The sequence below is a fragment of the Lacrimispora sp. 210928-DFI.3.58 genome (assembly GCF_020554865.1).
In the GTDB taxonomy this organism is placed as follows: domain Bacteria; phylum Bacillota; class Clostridia; order Lachnospirales; family Lachnospiraceae; genus Enterocloster.
Window position 1 is genome coordinate 44,051 of the sequence record NZ_JAJCIC010000016.1, and the last position, 21,325, is coordinate 65,375.

Below are 21,325 nucleotides of genomic sequence, written 5' to 3' on the forward strand. Positions count from 1 at the left end.
CCTTCACTGATATCTTAAAGTATTTTCCCTTGCAAATCATTTAAAAAAAGTTGCGAACTTCCATGGATGACATTTATAATGAATATTACACCATTTGTAACTGTTCAGGCAGCAAAATGCCTGGGGATATCCCCTTTATACAGACAGGAGGAGACATGGCAGAGTTTCAAGAGCTTATCAAGAATTTTGACAGGATACGGGACTATATGCGCCAGTTCTACATCTATGGCTTCAAGGTAAGAAATGACTATGATACCAAAAGTGCCAGAACCTATGATAATGAGCGCCGCCGGATCGAGAGCTGGCTATCCGGCTATACTACCTCAGAGTATACCTCAAAGGGAAAGAAGGTATACATCAATGTGGACAGCAAAGCCATTTCCCAGAACCCCCTGTATGCTGCCTGGAAATCAAAAAGCTTTACGGACAATGACATCCTTCTGCACTTTTTTCTCCTGGACCTTCTGGCCGGCTGTCCAACTGGTCTGACAGCCGGTGAACTCTGTGACCGCATATCAAAGGAGTATGGGGTTGTTTTTGACAGCCAGACCGTACGGCTGAAGCTGAAGGAATATGCTGGCCTGGGGCTTCTCGAAGCAAAAAAAGAGGGGAAGAATCTGGCTTACAGCATGATGCCTTCCTCTGCTTCTAATATCCCCAGTGCCGGCTTTTCTGATCCAGGTACTCATTCCTCCGCTGTCCCCGCTTTGGCGTGCTCTGCCCCCGGCTCCCCCTCTCTCTGGGACCGCCTCATAACAGCCATAACCTTTTTCCAGGAGGCAGCTCCCTTTGGCATGATCGGAAGCACCATTTTGGACAGGGAGGATGTGTCAAATGAACTCTTTCAATTTAAGCATCATTTCATTGTCCATACGCTGGAGGATGGGGTGCTTCTATCTATTTTGGAGGCGATCAAAGGCCGCTGCGTCATTGAATACGAAAACAAAAGCAGCCGTACCGGCAATGTGACGACCATATCAGGCCTGCCCCTTAAAATATTTGTCAGCACCTGCACCGGGCGGCGCTATGTCTGCCTCTATCTGCCCCGCTTAAGGCGGTTTTCCAATGCCCGGCTGGACAGCATAAGCGCTGTGCGCATAGGAGATCCCTTTGAAAACTATGAGGAAATACAGAGGGATCTCAATAAAAATATAGCAAAATGCTGGGGAGTGTCCTTCGGAGGCGGACAGTCTCGCATAGAAGAAATCTGTGTGAAGCTTTACATAGACGAAAAAAAAGAGCCCCATGTTTTAAACCGCCTGTACCGCGAAGGCCGCGGCGGCGAGGTTCTCAAAATACGGGACAACGAATATCTCTACACCGGCCTCTTTTTCGACACCAATGAAATGCTGTCCTGGATCAAAAGCTTTACAGGCCGGGTGCTTGATATCCAGGGCTCCAACCGCTTTGCCATTGCAAAGATCATCCACGATTGGGACTCCATGTACAACATGTATTGTAAAAAGGAAGAAGGGTAGATCCGCTATGGAATTATTTGATAAGGTATACAGCAGCTATTATAATGTGGTGAGGCATATCTTAAAGGAAGCTTCCGAGCACCCCATTACCCGCCGGGAGATGGAAAAGCTGTGCCATTCCTACGGCTTTGAGGAGAGCGCCCTGACGATCATTCCGAAGCTGTTTAACGGGACATGGCCTTTGCTGAAGCCCGCCTCCTGTTCTACACGGGCAAACTCCTATACAGGCCGGACTTCCTCTGAGCGCCAGCAGGCCAATCTCCACATGACCCATACCTCCTCCAAGCTACAGCGAGCCGCCTCCCACACAGGCCAGGCCACCGCACAGATGCAGCAAGCCTATTCCTCCGTCCTCTCCTCCCCGCCGCCCGCTGTCCCTCTGACTTTCCTCCAGAAATCATGGATCAAGGCTCTTTTACAGGACAGCCGTTTCTGCCTGTTCTTTGACGATGAGGAGCTTATACAGATCAAGAGAGAGCTGGAAGACATTCCCGCCCTCTACGAACAGGAAAACTTCCACTATTTTGATCGCTACCGGGACGGCGACCCCTATGCGTCCCCTGACTACAGGGCACGTTTCCAGACCATCCTTGAGGCACTCCGTGAAAACAAAATCCTTTTTGCCGACTATGAAGGAAAAAGCAGGCGCCTGCAGCACCTTAAGGTTCTTCCCTGCCAGCTCCAATACTCCTCCAAGGATGACAAATTCCGCCTCTGCTGCCTCAGATACGGCCGCAGCCGCTTTAACCAGAATACCTTTTTAAATCTGGCCCGCATCAAAGACTGCCGCCTTTCCCCGGAAGGACCTGCAGAAGGATCTGAAATTTCCCTTCAGTCCCTGCGATTCCAGCCCGTGAACAAGACCACGATCCCTGTCCTCCTAAAGATCAGCGGCGAACGAAACTCCTTAGAGCGCACCATGCTCCACTTTGCCAACTACGAAAAGCATACAGAATACGATGAGGAAAACCACTGCTGGCTCTGTTCTATCTACTACGATACCGCAGACGAGACAGAGCTTCTGATCGACATCCTCTCCTTTGGCCCCGTAGTTGAAGTCCTGGGACCAAAGCCCTTTCTTGCAAAGCTGCGGGCAAGGGTTGAGAGACAGCACCATTTACTTTATGATCCCATTATTTAGCGGGCCTCTCCGTTTCTTCTGCATCCTCTGTACACAGCAAAAGAGCAGGCCGCCTGTCTTCCGACAGACGGCCCGCTCCAAACACAAAGGATAAAGGTATTACCCACAATGGGTTCGATTATTTACCGTAATAAGCTTTTAAGTACATTTCTTTGATTTCCTTCATCAGAGGATATCTTGGGTTGGCACCGGTACACTGGTCATCGAAGGCATTCTCTACCATCTCATCCAGAGTATCTAAGAAGTACTTCTCATCTACACCGTACTCCTGAATGGAGGACTTGACGCCAACTGCCTTCTTTAACTCCTCGATCTTCTCGATCAGCTTCTTCACTGCCTCAGCATCGTCCTTTGCCTGGATACCGCAGAAGCGTGCGCACTCTGCGTATCTTGCCTGGGTGTGCGGATACTGGTACTGGGAGAAGGTGCCCATCTTGCGTGGATTCTCAGCAGCATTATACTCAACAACCAGAGAGATCAGCAGTGCATTTGCAATGCCGTGTGGCAGGTGATGGTAAGCGCCCAGCTTGTGTGCCATGGAGTGGCATACGCCTAAGAATGCATTTGCAAATGCCATACCGGCCATGCAGGATGCGTCTGCCATCTTCTGGCGTGCCTCTACATTTCCTGGCTCATTGTAAGCAGTGGGCAGGTAGTCAAATACGTTCTTCATTGCCTTTAATGCAAGGCCGTCTGTGTAATCTGTAGCCATAACAGAAGCATAAGCCTCCAGTGCATGTGTCAGAACGTCCACGCCGGATGCACTTGTTAAGCCTCTTGGCTGGCTCATCATGTTGTCAGTGTCAACGATTGCCATATTTGGCAGCAGCTGGTAATCAGCTAACGGATATTTGATACCTGTCTCCTGGTCAGTGATAACAGCAAATGGTGTTACCTCAGATCCTGTACCGGAGGAGGTTGGAACTGCTACAAAGTATGCCTTCTCGCCCATCTTCGGGAAGGTGTATACACGTTTTCTGATATCGATAAAGCGCATTGCCATATCCATGAAATCTGCTTCCGGATGCTCATAGAGAACCCACATGATCTTGCCTGCGTCCATTGCAGAGCCGCCGCCCATTGCGATGATCACATCCGGCTCAAATGCTCTCATGAGCTTTGCGCCTGCCTGTGCATTTGCCAGTGTGGGGTCAGGCTGTACATCGGAGAATACCGTGTAGGTAATTCCCATCTCATTTAAACGGTCTGTAATAACGCTTGTATATCCATTCTTATACAGGAAAGAGTCTGTTACAATGAAGGCTCTCTTCTTGTTCATTACGTCCTTAAGCTCTCTTAAGGCCACTGGCAGGCAGCCCTTCTTGAAGTATACCTTTTCAGGTGCACGGAACCACAGCATGTTCTCTCTCCTTTCAGCAACGGTCTTGATATTCAGCAGATGCTTCACGCCAACGTTCTCAGAAACAGAGTTGCCGCCCCAGGAACCGCATCCTAAGGTCAGAGACGGAGTCAGCTTGAAGTTGTACAGGTCGCCGATGCCGCCGTGAGAGGAAGGCGTATTGATGACAATACGGCAGGTCTTCATTCTCTCTTCGTGCTTTCTTCTCTTTTCTGTCTCATTTACATCAATGTACAGGGAGGAGGTGTGGCCGTAGCCGCCGTCCGCTACCAGGCGCTCTGCCTTATCCAGGGCCTCGTCAAAGGTCTTTGCCTTGTACATAGCCAGTACAGGAGACAGCTTCTCATGTGCGAACTCCTCGCTGATATCAACGGACTCTACCTCACCGATCAGAACCTTTGTATCCTCAGGCACATCAACGCCGGCCAGCTTTGCGATATTGTAGGCAGACTGTCCAACGATCTTTGCATTTAATGCGCCATTGATAATGATCGTCTTGCGGACCTTGTCGATCTCACCCTGCTTTAAGAAGTAGCAGCCTCTGTAAAGGAATTCCTTTTTTACATCCTCATAAATGGACTCCAGAACAGTTACAGACTGCTCAGAAGCACAGATCATACCATTATCAAAGGTCTTAGAATGGATGATGGAGTTTACTGCCAGCTTAATGTCTGCTGTGTCGTCAATGATAACCGGTGTATTGCCTGCGCCTACGCCTAATGCCGGCTTGCCGGAGGAGTAAGCAGCCTTAACCATGCCGGGACCGCCTGTTGCCAGGATCAGATCTGCATCTCTCATAACCTCATTTGTCAGCTCCAGAGAAGGAACATCGATCCATCCGATGATTCCCTCCGGTGCCCCTGCCTTTACAGCTGCATCCAGAACGATCTTTGCTGCTGCAATGGTGCAGTTCTTTGCACGTGGATGTGGGGAAATGATGATCGCATTTCTTGTCTTTAAGGAGATCAGGGTCTTAAAGATTGCTGTGGATGTTGGGTTTGTGGTCGGAATAACAGCTGCAATGATTCCGATCGGCTCTGCGATCTTCTTGATGCCGTACTCCTTATCCTCCTCGATCACACCAACAGTAGGTGTATGCTTATAAGCATTATAAATATGCTCTGATGCGTAGTTGTTTTTGATCACCTTGTCTTCCACAACGCCCATTCCGGTCTCTTCTACTGCCATTTTTGCAAGGGGGATACGCATCTTATTGGCAGCGCTTGCTGCTGCGAAAAAGATCTTATCCACCTGCTCCTGGGTAAAGGTAGCGAATACCTTCTGAGCTTCACGCATCGCGTTCATCTTCGCGTTGAGGCCCTCTACGCTGTCAATGATTTCCGGAACAACCTGCTGGACTTTCTTTGCCATTTCCTTTTCCTCCATTTTCCTTGTGTTCGCAGTACATTGGGGGTGTACCTGCCTTGTTGTGTTTGGTTTATGATTGATAATTAATTAACAATTTCATTTGTTTGCATTATACGCCTTCGTTAAAAAAATGTCAATACATAATTGCTATTTTTTTTATAAATTTTTTTTTATCTCTTTTTCCATGGAAATAATGCTCAAAAAAAGGATCCGCACCTGACAAAGATGCGGACCCCCTATTGATCTTTTATTAACAGATTATAGATAATTTTTTAGCAATTCCACCTTATCCAGCTTCTCCCACGGAAGGTTCAGATCATTGCGGCCAAAATGTCCGTAAGCGGCTGTCTGCTTGTAGATCGGGCGGCGCAGGTCGAGCATCTTGATGATACCTGCCGGGCGCAGGTCGAAGTTTTCACGGATGATCTCCACCAGCTTTTCATTGCCCAGCTTTCCTGTACCGAAGGTGTCTACCATAATGGAGGTTGGATGCGCAACGCCGATGGCATAGGATAACTGGATCTCACACTTGTCAGCCAGGCCTGCTGCCACAATGTTCTTAGCAACGTAGCGCGCTGCATAGGCTGCGGAGCGGTCTACCTTTGTGCAGTCCTTTCCGGAGAAAGCACCGCCGCCGTGACGGGCATATCCGCCGTAGGTATCCACGATGATCTTACGTCCCGTAAGTCCGCTGTCTCCGTGAGGTCCGCCGATCACAAAGCGCCCTGTAGGGTTGATGAAGAATTTGGTATTCTCATCGATCATATCAGCAGGAAGGATCTCATCAAACACGTATTTCTTGATATCTGCATGGATCTGCTCCTGGGTCACGTTCTCATCATGCTGGGTGGACAGAACCACAGCATCTAAGCGCACCGGCTTATCGTTCTCGTCATACTCCACTGTCACCTGCGTCTTTCCGTCAGGACGGAGATAGGTCAGTGTTCCATTCTTTCTTACCTCTGTGAGCCTTCTGGCCAGCCTGTGGGCCAGTGAAATGGGATATGGCATATATTCCTCTGTCTCATTGCTTGCAAAGCCGAACATCATGCCCTGGTCTCCCGCACCAATGGCATCCAGCTCCTCCTCAGACATGTTATTTTCTCCTGCCTGCTTTGCCTCCAGAGCCTTGTCCACGCCCAGGGCGATATCCTTTGACTGCTCGTCAATGGCAGTGATCACGCCGCAGGTATCGCAGTCAAAGCCGTACTTTGCACGGTCATATCCGATCTCACGGACAGTCTCGCGCACGATCTTCTGGATATCCACATAGGCGTTGGTGGTGATCTCGCCCATTACAAGCACAAGGCCTGTGGTGGTAGCTGTCTCGCATGCCACACGGCTCATGGGATCCTGCTCCATCAATGCGTCTAAGATAGCGTCAGAAATGGCATCACACATTTTGTCCGGATGGCCTTCGGTTACGGATTCAGAGGTAAATAGTCTTCTTTCCATCGTTTTCTCTCCTTTTCATAGTATAAGTAGTTTCCTAAAATGTAGCAAAAAACAAGTCCGCAGCAATTGCGGACTTGAAAATGTTGTGATCTTCAAATCCTCTTATTGCTCGATCAAGTATGCTGCCCATGTAATATGGACATATACTCCTCGCTCAGGTTGGCACCTTCCGGCCCTTTCGCATGATTACCCATGCTCAACCGGGGTTGCCGTGACTTCACAGGTCCTTTGTACCTCCATCACTCTGAATAAGGGATATTTACGAACTTATTTTGCTTTTATTACCTACCATATCTTATAGCATTTATGCATATATGTCAACCACTATTTTTATCATATAGCAGCCGAAAAGTTACTGTTCACAGCCGATATCCCGCGAGGTGTTTTTTGTGAGTGAAGCGCAGCGGAAGCCACAGAAAACCCGAGGGTTTGCGGCGCCAAACCGCGCTTTTTGCGGTTTGTGTGCATCGCGGAGCGCGTTATTGTTCACAGAACGGCTGCTTTTTAGCCGGGCTGCGAACAGTAACACCGAAAAAAGCCGGGATAATATCTGCCTCATACTCCATAGATCCTGGCAGCATTTTGATAAAATATCTGCTCCCAATGCTTTTCAGGAACCAGCTTCCAGGTAAATTCTATATAGTCTCCCAGATTTGCCAAAGGCCAGTCAGTGCCGAACATCACGTCCCGGTAATCAAAATACTCCAGCCAGCTTTTTAGCATTCCCAGATAGCCTGCCTTGTCCCTGTAGAGGCCGTCCACATCCACGCTTCCCTCCAAAAGGCCGGAAAGGTCAGCTGCCACATTCTGGTTCTTGCTCATCACAGCAGCCGCATCGTTCAGCCAGGGATTTCCAAAATGGCACATTACAAACTGTACTTTTGGATGAAGGGCCGCCGCCTCATCGATCGTTAAGGGATGGCTGTACTTTAAAATAGCCTTTGGTCCGGCTGTCTCTCCTGTGTGGACAGCCACTGGCTTTTTATAGGCCGCTGCCAGATCATAAAAGGGCTCATAGCAGGCATTTGTGACAGCCACCGGATGATAGCCGGGATAGAGCTTGATCCCCACACAATTTTCCCTTTTTAAGTGCTGCTCCGCCAGATCTGCTGCCTGTTTTAGCATCTTATTTCCATTGCTGCCGTCCTCTAAGGCTGTTCTCAGATAGGTGCTGTCAAGGCCGATACAATAGCTTAAATACTCCGGATACCGGTGGAAGGAAAGTTCCAGCGAGCGGTTTCCCATAACAATGCCGTGGACGATCCCATGCCTTTCATACTCCCTTTTTAAGTGATCTTCATTATTCTCATGACCAGCCTCTTTGGCGATCCTGTCAAAATATCCATCCCCTGTTACATAGTGCAGATGGGCGTCAATGATCGGACCAGAATATCCCTCCGGCATCCTTTTTCCCTCCTTCTGACATATCAAAAAGCAGGAAATGCGTCTGCTTTTTTTACACATTTCCTGCTGTCTTTTATCCGATTCTCAGCTTAAATTTCTGTATTTCCCTATCGGAATCTACCCTCTCGATCATGGCTCCCAGACCCTGCAGTTTCTCCTCAAAGCACTCATAGCCCCTCTGGATATATCCGATCTCATCAACGACCGTGTACCCGTCAGCAGCCAGTCCGGCTATCACCAGGGCTGCTCCGGCCCGCAGGTCAGGCGCATTGACCTGAGCCCCTGTAAAGCCCTTTACACCGTCGATAACGGCCACATTTCCTTCTACCTTGATGTTGCTTCCCATGCGGGCAAGCTCATCCACGTATTTAAAACGGTTCTCAAAAATGCTCTCTGTCACCATGCTGGTGCCATTTGCCAATGCCAGGGTAACTGCCATCTGCGGCTGCATATCTGTGGGAAAGCCGGGGTACGGCAGCGTCTTAATATCCGTATGCCTCTGGTTGGGCTTTCCGACTACTCTCACTGCGTCATCAAACTCAATGACCTCACAGCCGATCTCCATAAGCTTTGCGGAGATGGCCTCCAGATGCTTGGGGATCACATTCCGCACCATCACATCTCCTCTGGTGGCTGCTGCTGCGCACATAAATGTGCCTGCCTCGATCTGATCCGGTATAATGGAATATTCTGTACCGTGAAGCTTGTTCACTCCACGGATACGGATGGTATCTGTACCGGCTCCCTTGATATTAGCTCCCATGCTGTTTAAGAAGTTTGCCACATCTACGATATGGGGCTCCTTTGCTGCATTCTCCAATATGGTCTGCCCCTCTGCCAGGGCTGCGGCCATCATAATATTGATGGTAGCTCCCACAGAGACCACATCCAGATAGATATGGCTGGCAACCAGGTCAATGGCGTGGGCGATCACTGCCCCCCGCTCGATCACTACCTCTGCACCTAAGGCCCGAAAGCCCTTGATATGCTGGTCAATGGGCCTGCTGCCAATGTTGCATCCCCCCGGAAGAGGAACCTGCGCACTCTTGTATTTGCCCAACAGAGCGCCGATAAAATAATAGGAAGCACGGATTCTCCGTATAAATTCATCGTCCACCGAAACTTCCTTGATATTGCTCCCATTGATCCGTACAGTGTGGCGGTCAATCCTGTCAACTCTCGCGCCTATTTCCTGAATTGCTTCCAGCATCACGTTAATGTCCTTGACATCAGGAAGATTATCAATCAGGACACTCTCATCTGTCATGATAGAAGCCGCCAGGATACCCAGCGCCGCATTTTTGGCTCCGCTTACGGTGACATCACCTACCAGCGGATTACCGCCTTTTATTACATATTGCTCCATTCCATACCTCTGATATTTATTTAAAAACCAATTCTGGCTATCATTCTATGTGACAATAATTTCGTAACTATTTGTTCACAATTCATTTACATCTTCTTAGATTATACCATAAGAATCGGATTTGTAAAGGGAAAGCATTTTTGCTGCCCATTGATACGGAGGTTCAGGAGAGGAAAAGGATCTGGCCAACCCCCCTTTCCCTTGCACGTTTCAGCACAGTGAATGCGCAATTTACATCATGAGCTCCCATTCCCATATGGGTGGATACAATAATTTCTCTTTCTGTTTCTCTTCCCGGTATCTTCCCGCTCAAAAGCTCCGTCATATCGCCGAATACATCCTGGCTTTCCAGCAAATGCCCCGGATTGAGCCTCGCTCCATTTAAAATACTTTTATCAGGCTCCTTATAGCCTAGATACCATTTATCTGCCAATTTTGCGATCTGGGGATCCATATCCCGAAAGCCCTCAATTCCGATGATGGTCGTACCAGGGGTTACCATATCTGCTGTTATCAGAGGAGTAACAGCGCCGGACGCCATTAGGATCAGATTGCTCCCTTCTATTGCCGCTTCAGGGCTGTCACAGAGCACTACCTCTATTCTGTCCCTATACTCTCCTCTGACCTGCTCCATAGGCTGGCGGCTCCGGCTGAAGAGCCTGATCTGTCTGAGAGATGGAAACTGTGTCAAAAATCCTCTTATGCCTGCCTTTGCCTGGGAGCCGCATCCTATAACAGAAAGCACCTTTGGCTCCGGCTGTGCCAGATATTTTGCCTGTACTACGCCATGCCCTCCGGCTGTGCGCATGGCCGTAATATTCGTGGCTCCCACAATTGCAATGGGAGATCCCGTTATAATATCGCTTAAAATAACAAGATTTCCATGACTGAAGGGATAACCAGGAAGCGGTGCAGAATAGGTATCGATCCATTTTACTCCTGCAATCTTTTTATGGCGGATGATCGCCGGCATGGAATGGAAATTGTTTTTCCTATCGGGATCCACAAACATCATAGACATGTTTCCCACTGTGATATCTCCTGTTCCAATATGAAGGAAGGTATCCTCTGCAGCTTCAATTGCATCCTTTGCAGTGAGGAGGGACAAAACCTCCTTTTCATTAATAAATAACAGCTCTTCCCGTATATCCATATGGACTTTATCTCCTCTCTTATCTTCTGCCGCAACTATATTCTTATCATGTTCACTTCATTTCCCCGCCATACTTCATCTGTCCCGGCAGGAATATCGATCAGGCAGTTACACCCTACCATTGTCTGCATTTGCCCATTTCCCTGTTTTTGAGGCATATATACTACACCGTTTTGGAAACAGGCCCTCAGAAACCTGCGGCTGGGACTTCGCTTAGTAAAATCATTTGCTGCCCGTGCCTTTTTCTTTTTAAGCTCAAGAGAAGGATCCTCCAGCATTTTGGAAAACATAGGGCGGACAAGCAGCTCAAAGGGTACTGCGGCAGAAAAAGGATTCCCTGAAAGTCCCAAAAACAAGGTTCTCCCCTTTACGGCAAAGAGTGTCGGCATACCGGGCTTCATATCAATTCCATGAAATACGATCTCTGCCCCTGCTGCCTCCATTGACTTCTCCATCAAATCCCTCTGTCCGACAGATACTCCTCCCATTGTTATCACCAGATCATTCCCAGCTGCTACGCGCTCCAGCAATGCTGCGATCTTATCTACATTATCTTCCACCGAAATCCTCTCTGTCACCACTGCCCCCAATTGGCTCAGTCTTACTGACAGATAACTTACATTGGAATCATATATTTTTCCGGGAGGCAGTTTTTCGCCGGGTCTGCATATTTCATCTCCCGTAGATATAACGGCAGCTCTCACATGGCGGCGGACAGGGAGGGATGTTAATCCGGCTCCTGCGGCAACTGCAATAGCCGCCGCATCAATTTTCAGCCTTCTTTTTAATAGAACGGCTCCTGCCTCATATTCCTCACCTATATGGCAGTAATTGCTGTCCGCCTTTAAAGACCTGTAAATTGATACGTACTGTTCTCCAAGATCAGTGTCCTCCTGTCTTATAATGCAATCCGCCCCTTTCGGAATCATACTCCCTGTCATAAGGCGTACCGCCTGCCCTTTCAGAACAGGTATATCGGAGGCCATACCTGCATAAAGTTTATCCACTACTTTTAATACAACAGGCGTTTCATGGGAGGCTCCTTCTATATCGGAAGAAATTACCCCATAGCCATCTAAAGGCGACCGGTCGAAGGGCGGCTGATCGATTGCAGAATAAATATCCCTGACCAAAACCCTGTTTATAGAGTCCTCAAGAGGCGTCTGCTCCTCCTCCAAAACTGATGTATGGCCCAATACCAGCCCGGTCGCCTGTTCAATTGAAATTTTCAAATCCCGTCTCTCCTTTCCATAGCCGGAAAACCCTTTTCGGCATAAATGCGAAAAGCAAAGGGTATTTCATGGCAAAGCCGCCACGTATATACCCTTTGCTTTTTATATGGATCCTCCGCCACGTTTTATTAGAATACAGCGTTGATAATCGAATACGTAACTACTTCCACTACTAATAAAATCAGACATGCAAAACCTGTAAATTTCACCCTTGTCTTTGCATCCGGAATATTTTCATTGGAATGGTAGATGGATGCGGGTGCCGATGCGCCGGGAAGAACGATGCCCAGATTTACCGTAAAGATCAGGGCGGCACCGACAATATGCGGATTCATGCCACTGGCTACTGCAAAAGGTGCGATAATTGGGATCAGCGCAGAGCCGAACGCAATATTGGATCCCACATTTGTCAAAAGCATACCAAATACTACTGTAAATAGCAGGATAAAAATACTGCTTTTTCCTGCAAAAACAGGTGCAAACAGAGTAGTGATCCATTCCAGTATACCGCAGTCGCTGCTGGTAACTGCTGTTGCAATGGGCAAAGTAACTGCGCACATAAAGATGACCTGCCAGCTGATCGCAGAATTTTTGATCGCATTAAACTCAATACAGGGCTTTCCGTCATTTTCACCGCTGGGAAGCAGCAGTAAAATAGCTGCACACGCGCAGAAGCAGCCAGCTCCTGTCATGGTGGTATTTACAAATGTGTTAAGCCAGGTTCCCGAAGGGAATGTATTTCCCAGTACGACGGTGATCACCGTAAGGCTGTAAACAGCTAATATACGCTTTACCCTCGGACGCATTTTCTGGCTCTCCATATCCAGCCTGCTCCCGTCAAACTGCTTCATAGGTTCAAAATCAATCTTGAACACATATTTAAGAGATAACACATAAAGGGTCACACTGACCAGTATAAGGATAAAATCGACTACTCCCATAAAGCCAAAATTTAAGGGTACGCCTGTCAAAGCTCCCCAGTTCTTTGCCAGTCCAAATTTCCAGCTCTGGTGCGGAACCAGACAAGAGCCAAGGCTTGTACTGAACAGAATACCTGTAAGGCCTGCGTAGATAAATGGGCTGTTCTTTTTATACCCGCATATCAGGGCAATATCAACCCATACCACATAGAGCAGGATCTGAAGCTGGATCTGGGTGATGATAAATGCCGCATATCCAAAACAGATGAAAAAGCACCATGTATAAAGGAGGGGCCTTCCCTTAAAAATACTCTTTGATAAGGACCAGGACACGAACCATTTGCCAAATCCATAATAGGTCAGGGCGCCTGCACTCAAAAAGCCCATGAGCACCTGGAACACGGTATTGTGCCCCATCATAGATGTGATCGCCTCTCCCATAGTAGTGTATCCCGATATTCCAAAGGCAATGATGCCGAACAGAGACGGCCATATCACCTCACAGGTAGAATATCCCCATATAACCCCAATAAAGACACCCAAAACCTTCATACCGACCGGAGTCAAGGTACTGAAAGCCGGAAGATGGCCAAAGCCAAACATAAAAAAGAGTGTTATAACACTATTGATCACATATCTTGTACTGTATTTTTGTTTTATTGCCGTATTAGATCCAGAACTAACATTCCCCATCTTATACCCTCCTGTTTTGCATTATTTTCCGGCCGTTACAATGATATTAGCACGACCGCATCTAAAAAAGAAGAGAAATGGGATGCCCTTTTTTCGCTATCTGTCAACCATAAAATGATTTTGACTTCTCCACAGGATTGTTGTTTGATAAATATACAATTACATTTTTTGAAAGGAAGGGGTTACTTATGTACGGTTGGAGAGCGAAAATCGGTTTTATTTCCCCCATGGGTGAAAGCGCCGAACATGCATTCCATATTTATGCACCAGAAGGAGTCAGCTTTTGCTCTATGAAGTTGGACAAACATGAATGTCTGGAGAAAAGCTCCGCTTTGTATGATGGCTATGATATTGATCTCGCCCTTTTTGACGGCGGCAGGAAAAGCTTTTCGAAAGGCATATCATTTGACATGGAATCTGCTGAAATAATCAAACGGACCTGCGGCGTTCCGGCGATCACTGTAAATACCTCCCTCGTGGAAGCTCTTACGGCTCTTAATGCAAAGAAAATAGCAGTATTGACTCCCTATAGCGAGGCTGATAACCGATCAGTCAGGGAATATCTGGAGGACAGAGGTTTTGAGGTTACAAATATTGCGGCTATGGATATGGACCAATATACATGCTCCGGCCTGCATATAGAGGCCGCCACTGAGTATTTCCTCTACCAGCATTCCATCCACACAGAATTAAAGGGCGCCGATGTTTTCCTTTTATGCGGCATGGAATTAGCTACCCTGGAGATTCTTCCCTCGTTGGAAAAAGCTCTTGGAATTCCAGTTGTCACCAGCCATCAGGCCGCGCTCTGGAGCGCCTTGCGCCACAGCCGCGTAGGAGCTGTGCTGCCTGCATTGGGCAGCCTATCTGCCTTGATGCCAAAAATATGTTAAGAAAGGACAAAATGCCATGTATAGTTGGAGAGCCAGAATCGGTGTTATCTGCCCACCGGATGATCAGGTAGAATATGCATTTCACAAATATGCTCCAGAAGGAGTTTCCTTTAGCTTTACCAGAATCTCATTTCCCGGCCCTACCCCTGAAGGATTAGTAATATTATCCGACCAGCTGGAACAGGCAGCTAAGGTATATGGCCGCAGGCATCATGATGTGGTGCTCTTTGGATGTACCTCCGGAAGCTGCATCAAGGGCTATGGCTTTGATAAGGAGTGTATCCGGAGGATCGAGCAGTCTTCCCATTGCCAGGGATTAACCACCAGCACTGCCGTTTTAGAGGCTTTTGAAGCCCTCGGACTGAATAAGTCCGTTGTATTAACGCCCTATCCGGAGGAGACGAACCAGGCAGAAAAGAAATTCATGGAAGATAACGGACTGGAGGTCACCTCTATCACCGGAGTAGGTTTTAACAGGATCGGTGAATACAGCTATGCCGATAAACGCTTCCTGTACCGGCAGGCAAAAAAATTAAAGACAGAGGGAGCTCAGGTGTTTTTCTTAAGCTGCATGGGCCTTGCTACCATGGAGCTCATACAGGTATTAGAGGAAGATCTCGGAATGCCTGTCATCACCAGCCATCAGGCCAGTCTCTGGTCCTGCCTGAGACATTCCGGCATAAAGGACACGCTTCCTGGCCTTGGAAAGCTGTTTACCATTTAACAGCAGCGCATGAAATTTGAAAGGGGAGAATATAGTATGGGGTTTAACAGCCACACAATTTCCACCGATATGACAAAACAGCTTTGTCATTATATTAAAACTACAGCCTTTGAGGATATACCTCCTATCGTGGTAGAACGGGCAAAAATGATGATCCTGCAGACAATTGGAGTATCCATTTGCAGCTATGATCTGAAACAGATCAAGGATGCGATCAAGATCGCAAAAAAAATGAGTCCCGGAGGACAGGGAGAGGCCACCCTATGGGCTGACGGAACAAAGGTCAGCTGGGAAGCCGCCGCCTTTGCTGCCGGAGTCATGGGAGATATGCTGGACTGGGAGGACTGCTCTATCACAGGTCATCCCTCCTCAGGCGTTATTCCTACCGCCGTGATCGGGGCGGAGGTTCTGAAAAAAAGCGGAAAAGAGCTTATTACCTCTGTTGTTGTAGGCTATGAGGTATACCAGAGGATCGCCATGGCAGGCCGCACCAATATCGCAGGCTACAACCTTTTTGGCTGCCTGGCCGTGTTGATGAAACTCATGGATCTGACAGAAGAACAGATGAACCAGCTCTTCGGCGTAGGCACAGCCTGTGCCATTATTCCTTCCAATGTCCATGAGATCACAATGTCTGACTCTTTAAATTACCTCTACGGCTACCGGACAGAGAATGCTGTCACAATGGTAAAAACCGTTCTTGAGGGATTTCAGAATATGGAGGATGCCCTGGACGATCCCACTGCCTTCTTATCCCATCTGGGAACCCAGAGACCGGAGTGAATAACAAAGGATCTAAACAAAGAATATATGCTGATGGATATCCTTGTAAAGCATTGGCCTGCAAATGTATTTGTACAGACCTATGCCGAGCTGGCAACACGGCTGGTCACCAAATACAAGTACGATCCTGATGATGTCGAAGAGATCATCCTTACCCCCTCTGTGGCCTTCCGTCACTGGTATACAAGCACAGGCTTTGAATCTGTAACCCAGGCCCAATTCAGCATTCCATACGGGATCGCCTGCGGTATGTATCATCCGGAGCCAGGTGCTGTCTGGTACCAGCCAGAGACCATGAAGGATCCCCGCATTGTTGCATTGCTAAATAAAGTAAAAGCCACGACTATGATCGCACGGACGGAAAAACGTTCTATCATCCAGGATCTGATCGAAGGATACCATCCTGAGAAATTTATGACAGTACGCCTGAAGGACGGAAGAGAATTTACAGAGAGCGCCTTTACTCATCCCGGACATCCAAGCTATATGCTCACACGGGACGAATTCAAGAACCGCTTCCGTATAGAGACCAAATACGTCCTGAGTCCAGCCAAAATAGAAGATGCGATCAACTGTATCTGCCATTTAGAGGACTACGGGGATGCATCTGTCCTTCCTTCATTCCTGTACGAAGCAGGCAATGAAAATTAAGAAACAGGAGGTATTATATGCGGTATAATCAATGGCATAAAAGCACAAATTTTTTAACACCGACACTTTACACTCAGGAACTTAGCGAATATACGGAAAGCTTAACCTACGATCTGCTTCCCTCCGATGTGGCAGAACGGGCAAAAATGATTATCCTCCACATCCTGGGAGCTGCGATTGCAGCAAAGGATACGGATGTGGTCAAAAAGAGCATAAAAATGGCTTGTCAGGCAAATGGCGGACAAGGCGGGGATGTCACTGTCTGGGGAAGCGGCATAAAGCTTTCAGCAGTAAACGCAGCCCTGGTATTGGGCACAATGGCCGATGCCCTGCGTTGGGAAGACTGTTCCTGGACAGGATATCCTGGGGCATCTGTTGTGCCCTGTGCATGGATTGCCGCTGAAGAACGCCATAAAAGCGGCAAGGAGCTTATCGCCGCTGTAGTTGCAGGGTATGAAGCCTACCAGAGGATCGCCATGGCGATCCAGCCCTCCAAAAAGCATTGGGACGCCAACGGCTGGGGATCCACAAGCTGGCAGATATTTGCCTCTGTTATTCCCATTGCAAAGCTTTATGGCCTGGATGCGCGCAAAATAAACCAGTCCCTGGGACTTGCCTGTGAAAGCAGTACCCTTTCTGCCTCCTACAGTGAGACAACTATGTCTGATTTTGGACATTATGAATACGGATACAGGGCGCGTGACGGCGTGCTCATCGCCCAGTCTGCTGAGTACGGCGTCCACAATTGCCGTGATGTGTTTGATGAGGGACGCTGCTATACAAACAGGATCTGCCCTGAGGGCAATAACCCTGAGACCGGCGGAGCCGATCTTTCCTGGCTGACACGCGGTCTTGGAAAGGACTATCTGATCCTGCAAACTATGCTCCGCCGCTGGCCCGGCGATGAGTGGAGCCAGGGCGTTCTTGAACTGGTCGCAGATATCGCCAAAGCCCATCATATCAGTGCAGAAAGCATTGAAAGTATTATCATTGATCCTGCGACTGCTAACAGGATGTATGTACCTGAAGAGGGATATATTTCTGCCATGCAGGCACAGCTCAGCATGCCCTTTATGGTTGCATCCTCTATCATTGATCCTGTTCCCGGACCTCAGTGGTATTCGCCTGACAGGCTAAAAGATCCTCAGATCCTCTCACTGGCAAAGCGTGTCCAGAAAGGAGATTCCCCTGAACTTTTACAGAGCGATGCCTTTGAGGCTCTGCGTCAGGGTTCCTATCCATCCAAAACAGTGACTGTGATGACAACCACCAAAGAAACCTATACAGGGCGTACAGGCCAGCCCCTCGGACATTCCTCCCATATGACGGACTGGGAAGGGCTAAGGACTCTGTTCTGTACACAGCTCTCATCCTCTTTTACCCCGGAAAAGGCAAATAAACTCTTTGATGCAATAAAAGCCCTTGAGGACTATGATGATATCTCCGTCCTGTCCGGGCTCCTTATCTCCGGTTAAATCCCTGCAAAGGCTGGATCCTCCTCGCTTCCAGCCTTTGCATTATTTTCAGCATCCAGCTTCAGGTCATTAAAATAAGCTTCAATATAATGGTAGGCCTTTTTTTCAAGGGGATGCATCTCCTTATAACAGTGATGGATCATACACAGATGCAAGTCATTTTTGTGCTTCAGATCGTTAATAGGGACCATTTGGAACCCATCACTGCGAAAGGATTCATCATACATAACTGAAAATCCACTGAGAACAGATATCATATTCTGCTCTGAAACTGCCCTTTTTACAAGGTAAAGATTAGTAAAAATGGTATAATGATGAAAATACTGCAGCCAATCTGTCTGCATCCTGATATCACAGTTTACCAGAAAATGAGGAAGCAGAGCCAGTTTTTCATGTTTCAGTATCTCCAAGGAAACGGATTTTTCCTGTGCCAAAGGGTGGTCCTTTCGCACCAGAAGGTAAAGCTGGTCAGAGTACATGTCTCTGACTTTAATATTATATTTGATCGCAGAGGATTTGTATCTTCTCTGCTCCTTTCCTGACATGAATGTAAGCCCAATACTGGCTTCTCCCTGAATGATCTTTGTGCCTATATCAAGGCCGTTATACTCCCTGAAATTCAATATACCATATGGCTCGTGCTCCATGATCATTCGGTTGAGAGGAAACACCATAGCTCCGCTTATACTGGGATTTATCAATACCATTACCGTTCTTCGGTCATATTCCTGTTCCTTTCCCAGAAGGTTGATCTGCCTGTATTTCATACAGATGCTGTCAGCCAGCTTAAGGAATTCTCTTCCCTTTTCTGTTGTTTCCACCCCACTGTGGATTCGCTTAAATATGGGAAAGCCCATCTCCTTTTCCATATCCCGGACCAGGGAGCTTAATGTTGTCTGACCGATATACAGCTTCTGTGCCGCCCTGGAAATCGATTGGCATTTATCAACTTCCAGCAAATATTCCAAATAATCAATCCTTATAGTTCTTCTGTACTCCTGTTTCCATTGCTTTGCCTTTTACAGCAGATTTGGTTCCTCTTTAAAGGGTATGGGTCCAAGCTGCCTGAAATATTCATAAATACTCTCGATCAGCACTTGCTCCGCTGCCCTCTCCACGTGATTGTGCTTGCGAAGCAGACAGACCTTTAAAATATTTTCTTCCGCCAATCCACTGAGCGGCACAGCTTTCAACGCATCTTCCCCATAAAAGGATTGATCCGCATAGCATGCAAGTCCTGTCAAAATTGCTACCATATTTTGTTTAAGCACAGCGCACTTTGCCTGCTGTATATTGGAATAGCTGAAGCGGCGGGGATTATTGATATTTAAGGCATAGAACATCTGATTTCCACGGCTGATATGGAAATCAGCAACATATGCGATATTTTCCTGATATAGCTCCCGAATATCGATCGTTTTCCTTTCTGCTAACATGTGATCCCTCCGCATGAGCACGAAAAAATGATCCTCATGGATCTGATCAACATAAAGATTGCTCTCTTCCGCAACAGCTTTAAAAAATCTCAGCTCCTCTAATGAAAAATATGTGAGTCCGATAGCTGCCTTCCCGGCTTTCATTTTCGGTCCTATCTCCAGGGGAGGTGTCTCTACAAAAATAAGAGGCGCGCCATTGATGCTTTTCTGGTCATATTTTTGTGTCAGCTTGAGGGCAATGGATACATTAATTCCCGGTGTTATCAGAAAAGAGATCGGATGTGCAGATACATTGTCCTCATTTTTCATATGAAGGATTTTTTCGTATTCCAAATTAAGATCCTGCGCCAGCAGCAGAAAATCCCTTCCTCTGGCAGTAGCGATCACCCCGTTGGGAGTACGCTTAAAAATGGGGAAATTAAGCTCTGCCTCCGCCGCCTTTACAATAGAGCTTAAGGTAGTCTGACTCAGATGTAATATGCGGGCAGCAGAAGAAATCGACTTTTGCCTCTCAATTTCTAACAGGTAATGAAAATGTTCCAGGCGCACAGATCCTTTTCCTCCTTTTACAAAATATGTTTTTCTATAATTATTATTATATCTCTTTTTTTTTAAAAAAAAAGATACAACAAAAAGAGCCTGAAAATTCAAGCTCTTTTTGATCAATTTTTTCTTATAGTTAAAAAACTTACGGTCATATCTGCTTTATAATTTCTTCCAGCGTCATATTCTCAGGGAATCCCAGATTTTCTAATGTTCTTCCGTCTTTATTCAAATAATCCCTGTCATTAATTGCGCCTGCGACTCCCAAAAAGGAGGAAAGAACCGGCGTTTCAATTCCCAGGCGCTTTGCAACGGATACCGTAAATGCACCGCCGCAGCCACAGTCCTCATGAAGATAACGGTGATCCAATGCGCAAGGCCCATCCATCGTATTGTAAAATGTATGGATTTCCGGATGCTCTTCCAAATGCTGGATGCGTTCTATCATGGATGTAGGATTTCCATGCTCTTTCATGCCTGCGGCCTCGATCACCGCTTTTCTCTCCATCCGGATTTTTTTGATGCAGTTGACCACTGACGGCGTAAATGCATATTTAAACAGTGAAAAATCCTTTCCCTTATGATCGATCTCAGCAGCAGACAATACGGTACTTGCAATGTGGTTAATAACATTTCCCGCATTAAGAACTCCCTCAAATACATTGTCGTTAGCAGAATATCCTACCACACCATCCAGAGCCTCCAGCACCCTGGCCGTGTCAGAGGATGGCAGGGATGCTACTTTCCCCTTTGTAAGATTTAACGGCATTCCTACGGTTACCTCGGCCCCATCAGACAAACGGCACGGAAAGAAATTACCTTCCTTTTCCGTGAGCGTGACCTTAGCCTGTACATTCTGTTCTTTAAATACACGGCGGAATATAAATGATCCTAAATTGCCTGGAATAATGAGGATATGCTGTCCGTCCTCCACATAAGGAGCAATGCGCAGCGCAATCTCCTCATGGCGGTCAGACATCACATCGATAAAAATAACCTCTGCTCCTTTTATGGCCTCTTCTACATCCGTTGTCATTTTGGAGGGCATTCCCGTTCCCCGCACCTTTCCCCTAAGCTGGATACCTCCTGCTTTTTTAATCTCCTCAAAGCAATGGGCATATCTCTCGTCATCATAGAACGTTACTTGAAATCCACGCATAGACATTACAGCGGCAACTCCATGTCCCGTAGCGCCTGCACCAATAACAGTTATTCTCTCAACCATGAAAAGCAACTCCTTTTCCTTTATTTTT

At 47.4% G+C, this 21,325-nt stretch carries 17 protein-coding genes and 1 riboswitch; of the genes, 7 read left to right on the forward strand and 10 right to left on the reverse strand.

The features are described 5' to 3' along the window. Positions 1 to 155: 155 nt before the first annotated feature. Both LIZ87_RS11410 and LIZ87_RS11415 read left to right on the forward strand, forming a co-directional pair. Positions 156 to 1,478: a WYL domain-containing protein gene (locus LIZ87_RS11410; protein ID WP_227147089.1), complete on the forward strand. Its 1,323-nt coding sequence runs from the start codon at positions 156 to 158 to the stop codon at positions 1,476 to 1,478. Positions 1,479 to 1,485: 7 nt separating this feature from the next. Beyond that, positions 1,486 to 2,619, forward strand: coding sequence for a WYL domain-containing protein (locus tag LIZ87_RS11415; protein ID WP_227147091.1), 1,134 nt, complete (start codon positions 1,486 to 1,488; stop codon positions 2,617 to 2,619). A 118-nt stretch (positions 2,620 to 2,737) separates the two neighbouring features. Here LIZ87_RS11415 and adhE read toward each other — a convergent pair whose 3' ends face one another. From adhE to LIZ87_RS11450, 7 genes are all read right to left on the reverse strand, one after another. After that, positions 2,738 to 5,350 carry a bifunctional acetaldehyde-CoA/alcohol dehydrogenase gene (gene adhE / locus LIZ87_RS11420; protein WP_227147093.1) on the reverse strand — a complete coding sequence of 871 codons (2,613 nt, stop codon included), beginning with the start codon at positions 5,348 to 5,350 and terminating at the stop codon, positions 2,738 to 2,740. Between the two features lie 255 nt (positions 5,351 to 5,605). Continuing rightward, the gene (metK, locus tag LIZ87_RS11425) at positions 5,606 to 6,802 is read right to left on the reverse strand and encodes a methionine adenosyltransferase (protein WP_178315639.1); all 1,197 of its coding nucleotides are present in this window, start codon (positions 6,800 to 6,802) and stop codon (positions 5,606 to 5,608) included. A gap of 99 nt (positions 6,803 to 6,901) precedes the next feature. Further along, positions 6,902 to 7,057, reverse strand: a riboswitch (SAM riboswitch). A gap of 300 nt (positions 7,058 to 7,357) precedes the next feature. Further along, positions 7,358 to 8,206 (reverse strand): amidohydrolase family protein, encoded by an 849-nt coding sequence (locus LIZ87_RS11430; RefSeq protein ID WP_227147095.1) that lies wholly within the window; start codon positions 8,204 to 8,206, stop codon positions 7,358 to 7,360. Between the two features lie 73 nt (positions 8,207 to 8,279). Beyond that, complete coding sequence (locus LIZ87_RS11435) at positions 8,280 to 9,572, reverse strand: UDP-N-acetylglucosamine 1-carboxyvinyltransferase (RefSeq protein ID WP_178316021.1); 1,293 nt, start codon at positions 9,570 to 9,572, stop codon at positions 8,280 to 8,282. Positions 9,573 to 9,735: 163 nt separating this feature from the next. Next, a complete protein-coding gene (locus LIZ87_RS11440; protein WP_178313676.1) occupies positions 9,736 to 10,725 on the reverse strand; it encodes an ornithine cyclodeaminase family protein in 990 nt (329 codons plus the stop codon). 35 nt (positions 10,726 to 10,760) lie between these two features. Continuing rightward, the gene (locus LIZ87_RS11445; protein ID WP_227147098.1) at positions 10,761 to 11,957 is read right to left on the reverse strand and encodes a molybdopterin molybdotransferase MoeA; all 1,197 of its coding nucleotides are present in this window, start codon (positions 11,955 to 11,957) and stop codon (positions 10,761 to 10,763) included. A 128-nt stretch (positions 11,958 to 12,085) separates the two neighbouring features. Beyond that, positions 12,086 to 13,429 (reverse strand): SLC13 family permease, encoded by a 1,344-nt coding sequence (locus tag LIZ87_RS11450; protein ID WP_227147101.1) that lies wholly within the window; start codon positions 13,427 to 13,429, stop codon positions 12,086 to 12,088. Between the two features lie 431 nt (positions 13,430 to 13,860). On the opposite strand from LIZ87_RS11450, the gene LIZ87_RS11455 reads away from it, so the two are divergent. From LIZ87_RS11455 to LIZ87_RS11475, 5 genes are read left to right on the forward strand one after another with little or no spacing between them, the layout of a single operon-like run. Continuing rightward, entirely contained in the window at positions 13,861 to 14,460 is a 600-nt protein-coding gene (locus tag LIZ87_RS11455) for an arylmalonate decarboxylase (protein ID WP_227147106.1), read from the forward strand. A gap of 16 nt (positions 14,461 to 14,476) precedes the next feature. Next, complete coding sequence (locus tag LIZ87_RS11460) at positions 14,477 to 15,184, forward strand: maleate cis-trans isomerase family protein (protein WP_178313669.1); 708 nt, start codon at positions 14,477 to 14,479, stop codon at positions 15,182 to 15,184. A gap of 36 nt (positions 15,185 to 15,220) precedes the next feature. Beyond that, entirely contained in the window at positions 15,221 to 15,967 is a 747-nt protein-coding gene (locus LIZ87_RS11465; RefSeq protein ID WP_227147109.1) for an MmgE/PrpD family protein, read from the forward strand. Positions 15,968 to 15,994: 27 nt separating this feature from the next. Continuing rightward, positions 15,995 to 16,618, forward strand: a complete 624-nt coding sequence (locus tag LIZ87_RS11470) for an MmgE/PrpD family protein (RefSeq protein ID WP_227147112.1) — start codon at positions 15,995 to 15,997, stop codon at positions 16,616 to 16,618. A gap of 17 nt (positions 16,619 to 16,635) precedes the next feature. Further along, the gene (locus tag LIZ87_RS11475; protein WP_178313665.1) at positions 16,636 to 18,093 is read left to right on the forward strand and encodes an MmgE/PrpD family protein; all 1,458 of its coding nucleotides are present in this window, start codon (positions 16,636 to 16,638) and stop codon (positions 18,091 to 18,093) included. Here LIZ87_RS11475 and LIZ87_RS11480 read toward each other — a convergent pair. The 3 genes from LIZ87_RS11480 to LIZ87_RS11490 all read right to left on the reverse strand — a co-directional run bounded on the left by LIZ87_RS11480 (position 18,090) and on the right by LIZ87_RS11490 (position 21,297). Further along, complete coding sequence (locus tag LIZ87_RS11480) at positions 18,090 to 19,061, reverse strand: LysR family transcriptional regulator (protein ID WP_227147115.1); 972 nt, start codon at positions 19,059 to 19,061, stop codon at positions 18,090 to 18,092. The two genes, LIZ87_RS11475 and LIZ87_RS11480, sit on opposite strands and share 4 nt — an antisense overlap. Before the next feature lie 51 nt (positions 19,062 to 19,112). Further along, positions 19,113 to 20,078, reverse strand: a complete 966-nt coding sequence (locus LIZ87_RS11485; RefSeq protein ID WP_178313412.1) for a LysR family transcriptional regulator — start codon at positions 20,076 to 20,078, stop codon at positions 19,113 to 19,115. 145 nt (positions 20,079 to 20,223) lie between these two features. Further along, entirely contained in the window at positions 20,224 to 21,297 is a 1,074-nt protein-coding gene (locus LIZ87_RS11490) for an NAD/NADP-dependent octopine/nopaline dehydrogenase family protein (protein ID WP_227147117.1), read from the reverse strand. Between the last annotated feature and the right edge of the window lie 28 nt (positions 21,298 to 21,325).